The sequence below is a fragment of the Pseudomonas sp. lyk4-R2A-8 genome (assembly GCF_030209095.1).
Taxonomy (GTDB): Bacteria; Pseudomonadota; Gammaproteobacteria; order Pseudomonadales; family Pseudomonadaceae; genus Aquipseudomonas; species Aquipseudomonas quebecensis.
Genome location: NZ_JARVSS010000003.1, coordinates 1 through 18107 on the forward strand (window position 1 = coordinate 1; position 18107 = coordinate 18107).

Genomic DNA, 18107 nt, shown 5'->3' on the forward strand with positions numbered 1-18107 from the left:
TCGTCAAGATTAAATTCCGAAACCCCAATTGCGAGAGCAGTTGGGGTTTTGTTTTGGGCGCTCGAAAAGCGCCGCCGGCATCAGCGCGAGTACTGTTATCAGCCATTGCGCCTGCACACGCCTCGTCAAGCCGCCCGACAAATTTGCACAGTTATTTCTGAACCAGATCATTAGAATAGGCACCTAACCTTTTTTAGAGTCAGAGCCCTACCTATGCCCGATCCAGTTGATGCCCTTGAGGTATCGGACTTACCGCTGGACGATCTGGTGGCATGCCATGAGTGCGACCTGCTGATGCGCAAGCCAGAGCTCGCCCTTGGAGAAAAGGCCCAATGTCCGCGCTGCGGTTATGAGCTCTACGCTCACCGCCACAACGTGATTGAACGAAGCCTGGCGTTGGTACTAGCCGCTTTGTTGCTATACATACCCGCGAACTTTCTACCCATCATGCAGCTCAATCTACTCGGGCAATCCTCGGAAGATACCGTATGGAGCGGCGTTGTTGGTTTGTTCGACACCGGTATGCAAGGCGTGTCCATCGTGGTGTTCCTGTGCAGCATGGGCATCCCCTTGCTCAAGCTGCTATGCCAATTGTTGGTGTTGCTGAGTGTTCGTTGGAACATCGGCCGCAGTTACGGGTTACTGCTGTACCGCATCTACCACCATATGAAGGATTGGGGAATGCTGGAAGTCTATTTGATGGGGGTGCTCGTAGCGATCGTAAAGCTCGCAGACATGGCCTCCATCACGATCGGCTTGGGCCTGTTCTGCTTTATCAGTTTATTAATGGTTCAAGTCCTGCTTGAGGTAGTGATGTCGCCCCACCAGATCTGGCAAGCGCTGTCAGGAGAGGATGATCATGCGGGCGATTGATGCGGGCATTCTGATATGTACCGAATGCCATGAGTTGAACAGGCAAGAGCCTGATACTGATGAGCAAACCTGCACTCGTTGTGGTGCGCTGATCCATGCACGCCGCCCTGACAGCCTTGTGCGTACCTGGGCGTTGCTGATTACCGCTGCGATTCTGTATATCCCCGCCAATGTATTGCCGATCATGACGGTCAACTCACTCGGCCAGGGAGAACCCAGCACTATCATGGCCGGTGTGATCCAGTTGGTGCAGCACGGTATGTTTCCCATCGCCGCCGTGGTGTTCATCGCCAGTATCCTGGTGCCGACTTTTAAGCTCGTGGGCATTGGGCTGCTCCTGTTTTCGGTGCAGCGTCATCAGCCGCTCTCTGCACAACAACGTATCGTGATGTACCGTTTTATCGAATTCATTGGACGTTGGTCCATGTTGGATATCTTCGTGATCGCCATTCTGGTGGCGGTCGTTAACTTTGGACGACTTGCCAGCGTCGAGGCCAACCTCGGCGCTGCAGCGTTCGCCAGTGTGGTGATCTTGACGATGCTTGCCGCTGTAACTTTCGATCCCCGACTGATTTGGGATAACACGGAGTCGGACGACGACCATGAGTGACTTGCCTAAAGCTAAAACCCGCCCCGCCTCCAATTGGTCGGCCATTTGGGTCTTGCCCCTGATTGCCTTGATCATTGGCGGCTGGCTTGGCTGGCGTGCCTACTCGCAACAGGGCATCGAGATTCAAGTGCGCTTTGAAAGCGGCGAAGGCATCCAGGTCAACAAAACCGAGGTGGTCTATAAAGGCATGCCCGTGGGCAAGGTCAAAGCCCTGGCGCTGGACGACGAAGGCAGCAACCGCGGGGTAATCGCCACCATCGAGATGGGCAAGGACGTCGAGCAATACCTCAAGACCAATACGCGTTTCTGGCTGGTCAAGCCCAGCGTCAGCCTCGCCGGTATCACCGGCCTGGAAACCCTGGTCTCCGGCAATTACATCGCCGCCAGCCCCGGCGATGGCGAACCCACGCGTAAATTCAAGGCTCTCTCCGAAGAGCCACCTTTATCGGACGCCAAGCCCGGCCTGCACCTGACCGTCAAAGCCGACCGTCTGGGTTCACTGAATCGTGGCAGCCCAGTGTTCTACAAACAGATCCAGGTTGGTCAGGTCAAAAGCTACCTGCTGTCCGAAGACCAGAGCACGGTCGAGATCAAGCTTTATATCGAGCCGACCTACGCTCACCTGGTGCGCAAACACACGCGCTTCTGGAATGCGAGCGGCATCAGCATCGACGCTAATCTCTCCGGTGTGAAGGTGCGCAGCGAATCGCTCTCCAGCATCGTCGCCGGCGGTATCGCGTTCGCTACTCCGGAGAATCGCAAGGACAGCCCGCCCACGGATCCAAGTCTGCCGTTCCGTTTGTACGAAGATTTCGACGCCGCCGCGGCCGGCATTCGGGTCAAGGTCAAGCTCACCGACTTCGAGGGCCTGCAAGCGGGCCGCACTCCAGTCATGTACAAAGGCATTCAGGTCGGTAGCCTTAAAACCTTGAAGATCGACCCGGATCTGTCCAGCGCCAACGCCGAATTGACCCTCGACCCCCTGGCGGAAGACTACCTGGTACAGGACACTCAATTCTGGGTGGTCAAGCCGTCCATCTCTCTGGCCGGCATCACCGGCCTGGAAGCCTTGGTAAAAGGTAACTACATCGCCATCCGCCCCGGCGATAAAGGCAGTGCTCCGCAACGTGAGTTTGTCGCGCGCGCCAAAGCGCCACCGCTGGACCTGCGTTCCCCAGGTCTGCACATGGTGTTGTTCACCGATAACCTGGGCTCCCTGGATGTCGGCAGCCCGATCCTTTACAAGCAGGTTAAGGTCGGTTCGGTGCAGAGCTACCAGTTCTCGCGCAAGAACAAGCAGCTGGTGATCGGCGTTCACATCGAGAAGGAATACGAAAACCTGGTCAACGGTTCGACGCGGTTCTGGAATGCCAGCGGCGTGACCCTGACCGGCGGTCTCACCGGTGGCATCCAGGTCAAGAGTGAATCCTTGGCCAGCCTGATGGCGGGCGGGATCGCATTCGAAACGCCACAGCCTAATGTACCGCTGAAAAAACGTATCCCTCGTTTCCGCCTGTTTGCCGACCGTGAAGCGGCCAACCAACATGGCACCCTGGTGACCATCAAGGTGGACCGTGCCGACGGCCTTCGTCCGGGAACTCCTGTGCGCTTCAAAGGCCTGGATGTCGGCAAGATCGAGAACGTCGACTTCAGTGCCGATATGCAGTCGGTGCTGCTGACCGCCCGTATTACCCAAGTGGCGGATCGCATCGCGCGGGCCGGCAGCCAATTCTGGGTGGTCAAGCCTGAGCTGGGCCTGATGAAAACCTCGAATCTCGAAACCCTGGTCACCGGCCAGTACATCGAAGTGCAACCGGCAGCGAAAAATGCTGGCCCGCAGAAGAGTTTCGTCGCGCTGAACCAGCCGCCGGAAGCCGTCCACCAAGAGGCCGGCCTGAGCTTGGTGCTGAGCGCCGCGCGTCGTGGTTCGTTGAAGGAAGGCGTGCCGGTTACCTACCGTGAGGTCACCGTGGGCAAAGTCACCGGCTACGAGTTGGGGCAAACCGCCGACCGTGTGCTGATTCATATCCTGATCGAGCCCAAGTACGCGCCACTTGTGCGCAGCGGCAGCCGCTTCTGGAACACCAGCGGTTTCGGCCTCGACTTCGGCTTGTTCAAAGGCGCAACGGTACGCACCGAATCCCTGGAGACCCTGGTTGCCGGCGGCATTGCCTTCGCGACGCCGGAAGGCGAGCGCATGGGCAACGCCGCGCGACCGCAACAAACCTTTGCGCTGTTCGACAAATTTGAAGACGAATGGCTGACCTGGGCGCCTAAAATTCCACTGGGCAGATAAACCGGGGGGCTTGCCCCCGATGGGGCCCTCAACATCATTGCAAAAACCAAAAAGGCCGCGATCCATAAAATCGCGGCCTTTTTGCATTTCAGTGCAGCCGGTCAGACCTCATCCAGCTCCGGTTCATCCGCCTGCACATTCACCGTCGCCTTCACCACATCATGGCGACGTATGTACTTCCAGTCCGCCTCGTCGATATAGATGCCGTTCGGCCCGCTGCCACCTTCCAGGTCGATCGCCACCTGGGCGGATACCTGGGGTTTCACACTCGCCAGGATCGGCACGAAGCCCAACTGCAAACTGGTTTCCAGCAGCGCTGCCTGGTTCTTCTCATCGATATCCGCCGCCTCATCCAGGTAGTACGGCAAGCGCACGCGGCCGGCCTGGTCACGGTCCATCAGGTGCAGCAACAAATACATGTTGGTCAGCGCCTTGATGGTCATGGTAGTGCCGTTGGACGCCGCGCCATCGATATCGGTGTGGATCACCGGCTGGCCGTTGACCTTAGTGATTTCGAAGGCCAGCTCGAACAGATCCTTGAGGCCCAACTGGTTGTGATTAGCGGCCACCAGGCGAGCCAGGTATTCCTTGGCTTCTTCGTTCTTGTTGTCTTGCTCGGCGCTCTGGCTGAGGTCGAATACCGACAAGGTTTCGCCTTCCTCATACTGCCCGGCGCTGTGGATGATCTGGTCGATATGCTTGAGCGCTTCCTTGTTCGGCGCCAGCACGATGCGGAAGCTTTGCAGGTTGGACACCTGGCGCTTGTTGATCTCGCGGTTGAACAGCGCCAGCTGATGTTCCAGGCTGTCGTAGTCGCTGCGGATATTGCGCAAGGTTCGCGCGATATCGGTGACCGCCGCGCGGCGTGCCTTGCCAAGAGTCAAGGCTTCATCCGTGCGGTGGGCATAAGCGTTGATCAGCAGTTGCAGGCGACGTTCCACATCATCCTCGCTGTCGAACTTGGCCACACCCTTGAGGCGCACCTGAGCGTACAGCGCTTCGATCTGGCCGTCGGCGCGCAGCAGGCCCTGCCAACTGTCCTGATAGTCATTGAGCAACGGCAGCAGGTTGTCCATGGAGTCATCGACCGGGTCCATGAACGGTGTGCCGAACGGCAGATCCGCCGGCAGCAACTGGCGACGGCGCAGCGCGTCATCCAGGGTGCGCTGCTTGGCTTCCATGTCGCCGATCTGCCGCCCGACCAGTTGCAGCTTGGCCGACAGTTGCTGGACGCGCTCGGTGAACGCATCGCTGGAGCGTTTCAACTCGTCCTGCGCCGCTTCCATCTGCGCCAGGCTTTCCAGTTTTTCGCCTTCCTCGGCGCTCAGGGTCTGCGCGCGGCGGAAGTCTTCCAAAGCTTTTTGCGCATCCAGCACCTGTTGGTACAACGCTTCGGTCTGGGTTTTGCTCGCCGCGCGGTCAGCCGCCACGGCTTGCTGGGTTTTGAGCTGCTTGAGTTCTTTTTCAAGGCGCTCTTTCTGATCGCGCAAAGCCGCGCGGTCCGCCAGGGCCTGCAATGCCGGCGGTTCGATGTGCGAGATATCGATGGACAGCCCCGGTACTTCAAAGCGCTCGCCCTTGAAACCATCAAGGATCTGCTCCAGGGATTTGACCCACTGACCGTCCTCGTCCAGCGTGATGCCGTGTTCGCCCAGCGGCAGGCTGAACAGCGAACTGTTGAACAGACGCATCAGACGCTCGACGTCCTGCTGTGAGAATTCTTCGCGCAGTTTGGCGTAACTGTTGTTGTCCGCGTGATCGAGCTGTTGCTTGACTGACTTCAAGCGCTTTTCCAGATCGCGCAAACGCTCATCCAGGTCTTCGGCGCTGAACTGCCGCGACTGTGCCAGTGCGCCGGCCAGTTCGTCGTGGGCGTCCTTGGCGGCCAGCAGCTGTTGCTCCAGCACCTTGACGTCATCCACCAGCGCAAAGCGATGCTTGAGCACCGACAATTCACCCAGCCAACGCTGGATGCCGCTGATCTCCCGCTCCAGGCGCATCAGTTCCTGAGTACCGCCGCGCTGGTCGTTCTGCAGGGCGTCCTGCTCGTTGCGGTAGTGCTCGGCCTGGATCGTCAGCTCTTCCTTGCGCGCACTGGCGTAGTCCGACCAGGTCCCCAGCAGCGAATCCAGCAGCGGCGACAGACGATGCAGCTTGCCACGCAGAATGTCGCGCTGTTTCACGCCATTGGCCAGGGCTTCGACCAGCGGCCCGGCGGCCACCAGCGAGTTGTAGTCCTGTTCCATGCGTCGCACATCGCGGAAGGCTTCTTCGCACGCGGCGATGTAATCCACACTGCCGGACCGCAGGCTGTGTTCAAACGCATCGAGGAACAGTTGCTTGAGCTTGGCCGCGGTGATTTCGCGCATGTGCAGCAGGTTGATAAACAGCGCGCGGAAGGTCTTCAGGCTCTGCTCGCTGGTGGAGCGCAACGGGATCAACGTCAGGTCCAGCGGGATCGACGTGTGGCCACCCACCAGCAAGCGCCGCAGTTCATCCGGTTTGAGCTCATAGGCCTTGAGGCCTTCGCGCTCCAGGTTGGTGAACAGCTCTTTCTGACGCAGGCAGGTGTCGTTCTGCTGGTAATGGGCCAGGTCCAGCTTGCCCGCGTAGGCAAAAAACTGGTGGCCGAAACCGCCGCCGGGGCCGCGACCGACCACCCCGATCACATGCGGGCCGTGGGGCAGGGAGACTTCGACGAGGATGTAGCTGGTGTCGCTGGCAAAGTAGAAACGCCGCGATTGTTCCAGGGTGTACTTGCCGAAACTCATGTCCGACATGCGCGCCAGAATCGGGAACTGCAGCGCGTTGATCGAGGCGGATTTACCCAGGTTGTTCGCGCCGTACACCGACAGCGGCTCTTCCAGCGGAAACAGGCCCAGGCTGTAGCCGGCGGTGTTCAATAGGGCGAAGCGGCGGATGCCGTAGCGTTCCTTACTCATGCGTCGGTCTCCTGTTCTTCGGCAATGGCGCGGGCCAGGGCGTCTTCTTCGCTCTCGTTGTCAAACTCGCTGAGGTCCAGCGGATCATCGGTCTGCAACAGTTTTTCATCGCTGTCTTCGTCGATGATCACCGGCGCCGGCAGTGGCAACACGCTGTGCACGCTGGCCGCCAGATCGCGGTCCTGCTGCACCGACAGGCACACGTCGAGAAAGCGATGCATCGGTGGCAGGAAGCGGTACACGCCGTTGTCTTCGCCGGCGAATCCGAGCTGGGTCATGCGGCGCATGATTTTTTCTTCGAGTTCTTCCTGGGTTTGCACTTCAGCCTGGATAAACAGGTCGCGGTACTTTTCCAGCAGCGAGGGCAGTTCGTCGCGACCCAGGCTGCCGCCGTCGAGCACGGCGATCGGGTCGCGGCCCTGGTCGGCCAGGTGCTCGACGAGGATGAAGGTGAACAACGCCAGGCGCTGCGCGGTCTTGTTGACCTGCGCGGCAGCCACGGCGGTGTCCGGCACGAAGTAATAGAAACCGCGGGTGTCGCACACCAGCTCAAAGCCCAGGGCTTTGAACAGCATGCGGTACTGGTCCTGGAAGTTCGACAGTTGGGCGTACAGCTCCGGGTCGCGGCGGCTGACGTGGTAACCCTTGAACAGCTCGCGGAAAATCGGCGCCAGCTGGGACAGTTCGGATAGATCAAGATGCATGAGGAATGCTCGCAGAATGCTCGGCCGCGTCGGGCGTGGCCGGGAGCAGGGCGAAAGAGCGCAGGCTGACCTGATGCTCGTGGGTGTGGTAATCGCGACGTTCCAGGCGTTCGCGCTTGAAGCGTTTTTCCCGGGACAGGCGCGAGAACCAGTACAGCAACTCGTCGGTGGCGCCGTCGGGCTCCTGCTCCAGCAGCCAGGTCATCAGGTCCGGCATCGGCAGTGCGTCTTCGCAGCGCTCGAGCATCTCCTTGACCGTGCGCGGCGCGCGTTGGGCTTCGCCCTTGTGGGACTTGTGTGCCTTGGGGAACCGCGCAGGCTTGGGCTCGAAGTTCGCCAGGGCATACACATAGGCTTCCACCTGGCTCGCGCTGCCCAGGAAGGTGCTTTGCGGTCGGGTGAACATAGGCATCGCCGCTTGCGGCACCGCGTCCAGGCCTTTGCGTCGAATCGCTGACAAGGCCAACGCCGCGCCACGGGTCACGGCGTTGTGCCGGCGCGCTTCTTCACGCAGCGGCAGCAACAGTTCCCGCGCATGGCGCAAGGTCAATTGGGCGCTGGTCTGCATTTCGAGGATGCGCGCGTGGGTGCGCAGCAGCATGTCATCGTCCACCAGATGGCCGAGGCGCTGCTGTTCGGTGAGCAGGCGCAACAGCACATTCTCGACCTTGCGCACGCCTTGTTCGAAGGCGCCGTCGGCGTTCACCAGTTGGATCATCGGTTCGACGTATTCATCCCAGGTCGCCAGGACTTCGGCATAGCGCTGGCGCAACGGAATCTGCCGGTCGCTGGTCTTGGCGCGGTCGGCCACGGCGGCGAGGGCCTGTTCATCGTTGGCGAGTTTTTTCAGCACGTCGCGCACGCGCATATCGAGCAGGCGCAGTTGGCGAGCCAGGTCGTGGCCGTCGCGGATGTCGAAGGCGTCCTGAATATAGCCGGCCAGACGCTCGAGGTGGCGCAGGTAGGCTTCGATCTCCAGGCACAGGCCGAGCCGGTGTTCCTTGCGAAGGTAGGCCAGGAAATCGTGAATCTGGGCGTTAAGCTCGAAGCGGTTCGGGCTCTTGGCCACAGGTACGAGGATGTCGAGGCGAATCCACACGTCCAGCAGGCTGGTGATGTCCTGCGGCGTGCTGTCCAGTTGTTGGGCGGCCAGTTGCGCGCGCAGCTCGCTCAGGCTCAGGGTGCCTTGGTCGAAGTGTTCGCACAGTGGCTCAAGTAAGGCCCAGTGTTCGGCGAGGGCGCGCAGGACGCGCTTGGGTTCGATCATGGGAATGGCCGGCTGGTTGGCGATTAAAAGTCGCGATTGTACTGCATCGGACGGGGGATTTATCCACAGCCGGTCAGTGCGCAGTGGGCGATTGAGAGCGAACAGCGGTAGAATCCCCGCTCTTTACTTATCCACAAGTGGCCGAGCTGTGCTTATCGAGTCCCGACGTCGCGCTTACTTGACCGCCATGCAGGTGGTCAATTGGCTGCCCCGTACCGAACTGCCGTTTGCCGCGCCATCGCGGCCCGAGCTGTTGCAGGCGCTTGAGCCCGATGTGGTGTTGGAGTCTTCGGGGGAGGAAGCGGCCCCGCCGGTCGCGGTGATCAAGTCGGTGCCCGAGACACGCCCGGCGGTGGAGCGGACCAAGGTCGAAGTCCCGCGGCCTTCGCCAGTGACCAAGCCCACAGTGGCCGAAGAGGCTGCGCCGGTGGTCAAGGCGCCGGTGGTGCCGCCGCCGCGTTTTGCCCTGCAATTGCTGCGTGCCGGGCGCTGCCTGCTGCTGGTGGAACTGCCTACCGGCGAGCGCTTCCAAACCCGCGACCCGGCCTACCTGCTGCTCAAGGACATGCTGCGTGCCGCCGGCCTGCCCGACAGCCCGCAGATCGTCGGCGACCCGGTGCGCTGGCCGTTGCTGGCGCGGGGCACCATGGATCAAGGCCCGGAGGCCGCGCGCGACTTCGTGCAAGGGTTTGTCGCGGCGCGCCTGGAAGACGAACCCAGCGTGTGCGTGTGGCTGATTGGCCTGCCCGCCGTGCGGTTTGCCGGTGAAGCCAACGCCGAGGCGTGGTATCGCGAGCTGCAGGTCGAAAGCCTGGGCTCGGTATGGGCCCTGCCGGGCCTGGAATTATTAATGGAAGAGCCACAGCGTAAGGCTGATGTCTGGCAAGCCATGCGCCGGCTGATGGCGCGCTGGAAAACAACCGATGAGTGAGGCTTTATCCTTCCGCCCGATGACCGAGGCCGACCTCGACGCCGTGCTGAAAATCGAATACGCGGCGTTCAGCCACCCTTGGACCCGTGGCATTTTCCTCGATGGGCTGGGCAAGTACCAGATCTGGCTGATGTTCGAAGGCGAGCAGCAGGTGGGGCACGGCGTGGTGCAGATCATTCTCGACGAGGCGCATCTGCTCAATATTACGGTCAAGCCGGAGAACCAGGGCCGTGGCCTGGGCCTGGCACTGCTGGAACACCTGATGTCGCGTGCCTATGCGGCGAATGCGCGGGAGTGTTTCCTGGAAGTGCGTGACAGCAATACCGGGGCCTTTCGGTTGTACGAGCGCTACGGATTCAATGAAATCGGCCGTCGCCGAGATTACTACCCGGCGGTCGGTGGGCGTGAAGATGCGGTGGTCATGGCCTGCACCCTGGTCGATTGACCACCCGAGCCGATGCGGGAGCGGCTAAGCCGGCTCCCGCAGGTTGAACTGCGCCGGTCAGCGATTACCATCTACAGGGTCGATATCCGCCAGTTCTGCCTCATCCAGACCATTTCCTGCGCCAATCTCGTCTTCGTCCACAACACTCAGATCGAAATCGGCGGGGCTGTCTTCGCCGGCCTCTCGTGCATCCCGTGCGCCATCTTCGTGGATCAGGGTTTCCGGGCTCAAGTCGTCGTCGGTCGATTCATGATCGTCGGTGGAAGCCCCGGTCATCCCGGCTTCACGCACGCGCTCGTCAGGCATCAAGTGTTCGCGCTCGCCACGGGGGATTTCGTCGCCGATTTCTGCGCTGGGTGCCTCGTCGTCAAAATCCAGCTCGCGCATCGAACCCATGCGGTCTTCGTTGTCATCAATCGGTTCGGGCTGGGTAGCGCCGTAGGGACGTCGTGATTCAGTCATGGCCAATCCTCATACTGTGGGGCATATAGTGTGTGGACAGGCACGGCGCCCTAAAGATTCAAGCTAATTGCGCATGGGCGTGACCTGGACGAGTGGTCGTGTGTCACACAGCTGCGCATCATTCCTGAGGCTTTCCTGATGAACGAACTACAAGACCTGCTTGATAACAACGAACGCTGGGCGGATGCGATCAAACAGGAAGATCCCGAATTCTTCGCCAAGCTCGCCCGCCAGCAAACCCCGGAATACCTGTGGATCGGCTGTTCCGATGCGCGGGTGCCGGCCAACGAGATCGTCGGCATGCTGCCGGGCGATCTGTTCGTGCACCGGAACGTGGCCAACGTGGTGCTGCACACCGACCTCAATTGCCTGTCGGTGATCCAGTACGCAGTCGATGTACTCAAGGTCAAACACATCCTCGTCACCGGGCACTATGGCTGCGGAGGCGTGCGTGCTTCCATGCACGACCGCCAGTTCGGCCTGATCGACGGCTGGCTGCGCACCATTCGTGATCTCTACTATGAGAACCGTGACGTGCTGGCCCAGCTGCCGACCGAAGAAGAGCGTGTGGACCGGCTGTGCGAGCTGAACGTGATTCAGCAAGTAGCCAACGTCGGCCACACCAGCATTGTGCAAAACGCCTGGCACCGCGGGCAGAGCCTGTCGATCCATGGTTGCATCTACGGCATCAAGGATGGCCGCTGGAAAAGCCTGAACACCACCATCAGCGGCTTCGAGCAACTGCCACCGCAATACCGCCTGCGTCCGCTGGGCGAAGCTTAAGGGCGCTTACGCTCGCGCCATCGAGCCATGAACGCCTGCCCTTCGGCGTTCAGCGGCTCATCGCGACCCGTGATCCAGCCCCGGCAATTGAGCTCGCCGCAATGGCAGGCGAATTGTCGGGACAGGGTGTCCTCGTTGCTGGCGTAATCGAGCGTCAGTGGCGTGCCGGCGGGGATGGGCCTTACGGTCCACAACTCGAGGTAGGTGCTGTCGAAAAATACATTCGGGTTACACGAGTGCCGCAGCAGGCCGCAGAACCAGCAGTCGTACAAGTGGATACGCGGCGACAACTGCAGCGTGCGCGGGCCTCGTTTGTTCACGGCGTAGCCGGAAACCTGTGCAATCAGCACACGGCTGTCGAATCCAACGCGCGCCTCGACACCGCCGCCTTTGCCAACGATCTTGAAGTGTTTGGACGAGGGGTAGCCTCGCTCAACGAGCAATGTCTTGAAAGGGTACAGGCAATCATTTGCTGCCGTTTCAGCCATACCCATGGCTTGAGTTTTCATGACTCTCCTAGGTGGGCCCTTGGTCAGGCTGCTTCGACCTGCGGATAATGTCTGACTGCCAGTCTTGCAATGGATGGGCGCGGCTCAAGGTTCGCCGAAGTTGGATCCGATTTCTACTGTCAAATATGACAGTAGAAATCGTTCGCGCAGGGTGGCGCCCTATAGGTGCGGCGCCATGATTGTCGGCGTCGGGGCGGCGTTCTTCAGTTGCTTGAGCTGAGTTTTTATGGTCGGGGTGGCGCACTTGGCGTTAGCTTCGGTCGGGGTCAGTTTGCGCACCGAGGTGTAGAACAATTCACAGGTCTGTTCCTTGCGCGTGACCTGCCAGGTGTTCATACAGGCCTGGAGCAGCACGTTCGCATCGCTCGCCGGTTTCTGGCCCATGCCCGCCTGCCAGCAGGCGGCGCTCAAGTCCTGGCCCATGACTTTCAAACCCGCCTCGTCGGCCTTCTGCTCGTTGCCGTCATACGTCGCCGGGTCGGCGGCGTACCAGATATAGCTGGGGTGGTTGGAGCCCAGCACCGATACGCTCTTACCGACAGCCGGGCTGATCTGCGCCAGGCCCAGCACGCCCACGGTTTGCCCGTATTGCTGCTTGATCCAGTTACGCACCGGTGCGCCGAACGCCACCATCGGCAGCGCGCCGTTGGGCAACAGGCTCAATTCCTTGACCATGCGCGTCTGGTAGTCGGTGAAATAGCTGTAGACCGCCTCCAAATCTTTACCGGCATTGGAGGGTGCGGCGATGGGGGCGATATCGATGATGGTCTGGTAGGCCGGGGTTTCGGTGGCCGGCACGCCGTTGTCGGTGAGCAGCGTGGCCCAACGGTCGGTGGTGGCCGATTCCAGGTAATCCTGGGCCTGGGTCAGCGAATAGTCCGGCGGGAAGTGCAGCAATTCGATGCTCTTGCGGTTTTCCAGGGCCATGCCCAGCGGCAGGAACAGGTACCAGTTATAGGCCCACTTGCCGTCGCTGTTGAGTTTGCTGGCGCCCTGATACGCCAGGTCGGCGGTGTTGAGCAGGGTGGTCAACGGTTGGCCATAATCGTCCGGCACGCCGCTGAATGTCGCCGTCACCTGGCCGTCATGGCTTTTGACGCTGACTTTGGCGCGGCCGTAACCGTCGCGCTGCAGGCTCTGGTTCAGGTAATGCTCGGCGGTCTGCTCCAGCGTCCAGGGCCGATAACAGATCACATTGCAGTTATTGGGAAAGGCGAACAATTGGGTGACGCGCTGGGTACTGCCCAGAGGTACTTCGATATCGGCTTGCACGACCGCACTGACCATCAGTGCGGCCAGGGTCAGGGACAGCCTGGTCGATGTGAACATAATTGATTCCTTGTCAGCGAAAGCCCGTCTGCGCGGGATGAAGGCCCACTTGCACACAGTAGCGGCTGACCAGGAAAACCGCGTGCTAAATCAGCGAACATGTCGCTATTGGATAAGAAACCCTACACGCTGAAGTGCAATGCGTTGCTCAGATCGCCCATCGGCACCTGGCCGCGTGCAATCATCGCGTCGTCGCGCTGTTTCAGGCCGGGCAGGGTCTCGAGCTGGAAAACCCGAGTAATCAACCGCAGGATCGACGCGGTGTCGTAAACCGTGTGGTCCACTGTGCCCTTGCGCGCGAAGGGCGACACCACCAGCGCCGGAACGCGCGTGCCAGGGCCCCAGCGATCACCCTTGGGCGGTGCCACGTGGTCCCACCAGCCGCCGTTTTCATCGACGGTCACCACTACCACCATGTTTTTCCATTGCGCACTTTCCTGCAACACCTTCAGCGCGCGGACGATATGCCGGTCGCCCGACGCCACATCGGCGTAACCGGCGTGCATGTTCAGGTTGCCCTGAGGCTTGTAGAACGTCACTGCCGGCAGCTTTCCAGCCTGCGCATCGGCAAAGAACTTGTTGGTACTGGACTCATCGCCCAACCCCCCATCGCGCAGACGCTTGCTGCGCTCCGCCGGGTTCTGCGGCCCCTGTTGCTTGAAGTAGTTGAACGGCTGATGGTGGTACTGGAAATTGGGAATCTTGGGGATCCCGCCCGAATCCTTGAACTGATCCAGCGTCGCCTGCCAGGCCCCGGCGTACCAGGCCCAGTCGACATTCTTCTTCGACAGCTTGTCGCCGATGTGTTCGTGGGTCTGCGGCACCAGCACATTGGGCAGGTCGGGCTTGGAGTAATCCGGATTCTGCGGGTCGCGGATCCAGGTCGGCCAATAGGGCGGGGCCAGGGTGTTTACCGCATAACCGTCCGGAGTCAACGCACTGGGGCCGAATTGCGGCGGGCCGGTCATGGCGCTGGCCGGGGATTTGTCCAATGGCTTGAGGCGCGTGTCGGTGGGGTCATCGCTTTGCAACGTGGCGATCTGCGATTTGGCCACCGATTGCGCCGCGTTCGGGTACACCGGCGCGGTGGCGCTGATCAGGTATTGATGGTTGAGGAATGAGCCGCCAAACGCGCCCTGGAAGAAGTTGTCGCAAAGCACGAACTCTTTGGCCACGTCCCACAGACGCAGGGAATAACGGCTCTGGGCGTAATGGCCCATCACCAGGCCGCCGGAATCGGCCCAGGCAACAAAACCGTCGTTCTTGCCGCCGTTGATCTGCATCTGGTTCTGGTAGAACACATGCCATAAGTCGCGGGTCACCAGGCTCAAAGGCAAGTCTTCGGCATTCGGGCCCTTGAGGGCGAACGGTGCGTTGGGCAGGTTTTCCTGGAATTGAAAGTCATTGGGGTAAGTCACCCCGTCCACGCTTTGCGGGCCTACCTGCAGCACACCGCCCCAAACTGCAGGCAGGGTGGTCAGCAGGCTGCCGTCGCGGTCGCGCTGCTGGTAGTCGGCGGCGGAGAGCGCCGACAGTGGTTTCTCCACGCCGGGGAAATCCGCAAACAGATTATTGAAACTGCGGTTTTCGGCGTAGATCACCACCACGGTTTTCACCTGTTCGCGCAAGGCCTTGTCCAGTTCCTGCGGCGTCAGTGGTCGTTCCTGCGGTGTGTCGGGCGCTTCGCTGGTATTGCCGCAGCCGCTCAAGGTAGCGCCCACCCCCAGTACCGCCGCGCCTCCCAGGAAGCGCCGACGGCTGGTGTCCACAGGCGGTTGAGTTACAGAATCGGGGGAGGGGCGGTCTTTGTGCTCGTCACTCATTGCGGGGGAGTCCTGGCAAAATGTTGCAAGATATTTCGCAGGACGTTAGCAGGGGGATATGACGGAACCAAGACAACGGCGCGACCTGCCGGCGCTGCGAGAACCTGTGGTAGGGGGCTTACCCCCGATGACTGCCTGACAGTCGACTGCAATGTCGCATCAGACCGAGCACATATACCGGCTGGCGCGCCTGATTGACTGCGCCCGTTGCAATAACAGGCGCACTCTCCATTGGCCTACGGCATCACCGGCGGCAAATACGCCAGCGTGGTTCCCAACGCCCACAACAAGAACAGCACCAGCGGCGCATGCACCAGCAATTGCACGAACGAAAAACCGATCAAATCCCTCGCCTTGAGCCCCAGTACTCCCAACAGCGGCAGCATATAGAACGGGTTGATCAGGTTCGGCAGCGCTTCGGCGGCGTTGTAGATCTGCACCGACCAACCCAGGTGGTATTGCAGATCGTTGGCCACCTGCATCACGTACGGCGCCTCGATGATCCACTTGCCGCCGCCCGAAGGAATAAAGAAGCCCAGCACCGCCGAGTACACCCCCATCAGCAGCGCGTAGGTGTCGTGGGAGGCGATGGAGGTGAAGAAGGTCGAGATATGGTGCGCCAGGGTCTGGCCGTCGCCGCCCTTGACCACTGTCATCAGCGCGGCGATCGAGCCGTACAACGGGAATTGGATCAACACCCCGGTGGTGGTCGGCACCGCGCGGGCCACCGCATCCAGGAAGCTGCGCGGGCGCCAGTGCAGCAGCGCGCCGACCATGATGAACAGAAAGTTATAGGTGTTGAGCCCCGAGATGGCACTGATCGCCGGCTTGGTCGAAAACTCATGGAACAGCCAACCGGCGGCCAGCAGCGCCAGCAGGATGGTCAGCAGCGGGCTGTGTTCCAGCCATTCGCCGGGGCGCGTCGGTGCCTGCGGCTTGGGCAGGTTGAAGGCCGGATCGACGCCACAGGCCTGGGCGTCGCGGGCACTGTTGGGGCCTGGGGCGGTGGCGTAGGCGATGATCAGCGACACCACGATCAGCGCCAGCAACAGCACGCCGGATTGCCACAGGAAGATCGTCTCGGTGAAGGGGATCATCCCGGTGATGGCCAGGATGGATGGCGGCAAACTGCCTGGGTTGGCCTGCAACTGCGCGGCCGACGACGACAGTCCCAGCGCCCACACCGCGCCCAGGCCCAGATAGGCGGCCGCACCCGCCGCGCGGTAATCCATGCGCAGGTCGTTGCGCCGAGCCAGCGCCCGCACCAGCAGACCGCCGAACACCAGGGACAAGCCCCAATTCAGCAACGACGCGACCATGGAAATCAGCGCCACCCACGCCACGGCCGAGCGGCCGTTCTTCGGAATGCGGGCCAGGCGGTCAATCAAGCGCACCGCCGGCGGCGAGCTGGCGACCACATAACCGCCAATCACCACAAAGGCCATCTGCATAGTGAACGGGATCAGGCTCCAGAAACCATCGCCAAAGGCTTTGGCGGCGTCGGTCGGGGCGGCGCCCATGCCCAGGGTCGCCACGGCGACGATGATCACCGCGAGCGCGGCAAACACCCAGGAGTCCGGGAACCAGCGTTCGGCAAAGTTGGAGCAGCGCAGGGCGAATCGGGCATAGCGGCTTTCTTCGATAGCGTCGGCCACGAGTCATTACCTCTTGTCGTTATTATGGGTTTGGCAATTGGACGGCATATTCCGCTACGGCCATTCATATGGGAATGCAGTTATCTTCATCGATCCATGAGGAAAACAAATATATCTGCCGCGATTGCCATGATCCGGTTCAGCTCATAACCTGCACGCCATTTTGTTTGTCTGCCGAGCCACTCCATGACTGCCACCTCTGTCGCACAGGCGCAGCGCTTTTCCCGCTCCGACTACAAAACCCTGGGCCTGGCTGCCTTGGGCGGTGCCTTGGAAATCTATGACTTCATCATCTTTGTGTTTTTCGCGCTGACCCTCAGCCAACTGTTCTTCCCGCCGCAAATGCCCGAGTGGCTGCGCCTGCTGCAAAGCTTCGGCATCTTTGTCACCGGCTACCTGGCGCGCCCGTTGGGCGGCATCCTGATGGCGCATTTTGCCGATCACCTGGGACGCAAACGCGTATTCAGCCTGAGCATCCTGATGATGGCCTTGCCCTGCCTGCTGATCGGGATCATGCCCACCTACGCCCAGATCGGTTATTTCGCACCGCTGATCCTGTTGGCGCTGCGGGTGCTGCAAGGCGCGGCGGTGGGCGGTGAAGTGCCCAGTGCCTGGACCTTCGTTGCCGAGCATGCGCCGCGCAACCATCGCGGTTACGCGCTCGGTTTCCTACAGGCCGGGCTGACCTTCGGTTACTTGCTTGGCGCTCTGACCGCAACGCTGCTGGCGCAAGTCTTTACGCCCGCTGAGATCCTCGACTACGCCTGGCGGTTTCCTTTCCTGCTCGGTGGTGTGTTCGGGGTGATCGGCGTGTGGCTGCGCCGCTGGCTCAGTGAAACCCCGGTCTTCATGCAAATGCAGGCGCGCCGACAGGCTGCCGCCGAACTGCCGCTGCGCACCGTATTGCGCGACCATCGCGCGGTGTTGCTGCCGGCGATGATCCTCACCTGCGTGCTCACCTCGGCCGTGGTGGTGCTGGTGGTCATTACCCCGACCATGATGCAGAAAACCTTCGGCATGAGCCCCAGTCACACCTTCGCCTTGAGCGCGCTGGGCATCGTCTTTCTCAACATCGGCTGTGTGCTCGCCGGCCTGCTGGTGGACCGCATCGGTGCCTGGCGCGCGGTGCTGGTCTACAGCCTGTTGCTGCCGGTGGGGATTGCGCTGTTGTACGCCAGCCTGATCGGCGGTGGTGCGTGGCTCGGCGCCGCGTATGCCGTTGCGGGCTTGAGCTGCGGTGTGGTGGGCGCCGTGCCCTCGGTGATGGTCGGCCTGTTTCCGCCGGCGGTGAGGGTGTCGGGGATTTCCTTCACGTACAACATCGCCTACGCGCTGTGGGCCAGCACCACGCCGCTGATGCTGATCGCACTCATGCCCGCCAGTCCGTGGATCTGTGTGGGCTACTGCGTGGTGATGGGCGCGGTGGGGGTGGGCAGTGTGGCGCTGTTTGGCAAGCGCCACGCTTTGATGGCCTGAGG

15 protein-coding genes are annotated in these 18107 nt (G+C 61.1%); 7 read left to right on the forward strand and 8 right to left on the reverse strand.

All coding sequences use genetic code 11. From position 1 onward, the window contains the following. Window positions 1–213: 213 nt before the first annotated feature. Genes QRN10_RS03360 through QRN10_RS03370 form a run of 3 tightly spaced genes read left to right on the forward strand, consistent with a single transcriptional unit; the run spans window position 214 to window position 3779 of the window. Window positions 214–873 (forward strand): paraquat-inducible protein A, encoded by a 660-nt coding sequence (locus QRN10_RS03360; protein WP_253510323.1) that lies wholly within the window; start codon window positions 214–216, stop codon window positions 871–873. Next, window positions 860–1483, forward strand: a complete 624-nt coding sequence (locus tag QRN10_RS03365; RefSeq protein ID WP_181079550.1) for a paraquat-inducible protein A — start codon at window positions 860–862, stop codon at window positions 1481–1483. Before QRN10_RS03360 ends, QRN10_RS03365 begins: the two co-directional genes overlap by 14 nt. Continuing rightward, entirely contained in the window at window positions 1476–3779 is a 2304-nt protein-coding gene (locus QRN10_RS03370; protein WP_253510325.1) for a PqiB family protein, read from the forward strand. Before QRN10_RS03365 ends, QRN10_RS03370 begins: the two co-directional genes overlap by 8 nt. 101 nt (window positions 3780–3880) lie before the next feature. On the opposite strand, the gene mksF is transcribed toward QRN10_RS03370, so the two are convergent. Genes mksF through mksB form a run of 3 tightly spaced genes read right to left on the reverse strand, consistent with a single transcriptional unit; the run spans window position 3881 to window position 8692 of the window. Beyond that, window positions 3881–6721 (reverse strand): Mks condensin complex protein MksF, encoded by a 2841-nt coding sequence (mksF, locus tag QRN10_RS03375; RefSeq protein ID WP_181079552.1) that lies wholly within the window; start codon window positions 6719–6721, stop codon window positions 3881–3883. Further along, window positions 6718–7425 (reverse strand): Mks condensin complex protein MksE, encoded by a 708-nt coding sequence (mksE, locus tag QRN10_RS03380; RefSeq protein WP_253510327.1) that lies wholly within the window; start codon window positions 7423–7425, stop codon window positions 6718–6720. Before mksE ends, mksF begins: the two co-directional genes overlap by 4 nt. Continuing rightward, window positions 7415–8692 carry an Mks condensin complex protein MksB gene (mksB, locus tag QRN10_RS03385; protein WP_181079554.1) on the reverse strand — a complete coding sequence of 426 codons (1278 nt, stop codon included), beginning with the start codon at window positions 8690–8692 and terminating at the stop codon, window positions 7415–7417. Before mksB ends, mksE begins: the two co-directional genes overlap by 11 nt. A 187-nt stretch (window positions 8693–8879) precedes the next feature. Between mksB and QRN10_RS03390 the strand changes: the two genes are divergently transcribed. Next, window positions 8880–9623, forward strand: a complete 744-nt coding sequence (locus tag QRN10_RS03390) for an energy transducer TonB (RefSeq protein ID WP_181079656.1) — start codon at window positions 8880–8882, stop codon at window positions 9621–9623. Then, window positions 9616–10068, forward strand: coding sequence for a ribosomal protein S18-alanine N-acetyltransferase (gene rimI, locus QRN10_RS03395; protein ID WP_003188286.1), 453 nt, complete (start codon window positions 9616–9618; stop codon window positions 10066–10068). The genes QRN10_RS03390 and rimI overlap by 8 nt, the downstream gene beginning before the upstream one ends. A 57-nt stretch (window positions 10069–10125) precedes the next feature. On the opposite strand, the gene QRN10_RS03400 is transcribed toward rimI, so the two are convergent. Next, the gene (locus QRN10_RS03400; RefSeq protein WP_253510331.1) at window positions 10126–10530 is read right to left on the reverse strand and encodes a serine kinase/phosphatase; all 405 of its coding nucleotides are present in this window, start codon (window positions 10528–10530) and stop codon (window positions 10126–10128) included. Between the two features lie 138 nt (window positions 10531–10668). Between QRN10_RS03400 and can the strand changes: the two genes are divergently transcribed. Then, on the forward strand, window positions 10669–11313 hold the full coding sequence (gene can, locus QRN10_RS03405) for a carbonate dehydratase (RefSeq protein ID WP_285427842.1): 645 nt from the start codon (window positions 10669–10671) through the stop codon (window positions 11311–11313). On the opposite strand, the gene QRN10_RS03410 is transcribed toward can, so the two are convergent. The 4 genes from QRN10_RS03410 to QRN10_RS03425 form a co-directional block, all read right to left on the reverse strand. Continuing rightward, on the reverse strand, window positions 11310–11822 hold the full coding sequence (locus tag QRN10_RS03410) for an SET domain-containing protein-lysine N-methyltransferase (protein WP_253510334.1): 513 nt from the start codon (window positions 11820–11822) through the stop codon (window positions 11310–11312). The two genes, can and QRN10_RS03410, sit on opposite strands and share 4 nt — an antisense overlap. Before the next feature lie 159 nt (window positions 11823–11981). Then, window positions 11982–13151, reverse strand: a complete 1170-nt coding sequence (locus QRN10_RS03415; protein WP_285427843.1) for a hypothetical protein — start codon at window positions 13149–13151, stop codon at window positions 11982–11984. 122 nt (window positions 13152–13273) lie between these two features. After that, the gene (locus QRN10_RS03420) at window positions 13274–14974 is read right to left on the reverse strand and encodes an acid phosphatase (RefSeq protein WP_285427844.1); all 1701 of its coding nucleotides are present in this window, start codon (window positions 14972–14974) and stop codon (window positions 13274–13276) included. Between the two features lie 236 nt (window positions 14975–15210). After that, a complete protein-coding gene (locus tag QRN10_RS03425; protein WP_253510338.1) occupies window positions 15211–16629 on the reverse strand; it encodes a short-chain fatty acid transporter in 1419 nt (472 codons plus the stop codon). A 186-nt stretch (window positions 16630–16815) separates the two neighbouring features. Between QRN10_RS03425 and QRN10_RS03430 the strand changes: the two genes are divergently transcribed. Further along, window positions 16816–18105, forward strand: a complete 1290-nt coding sequence (locus QRN10_RS03430; protein WP_181079560.1) for an MFS transporter — start codon at window positions 16816–16818, stop codon at window positions 18103–18105. Window positions 18106–18107: the final 2 nt, after the last annotated feature.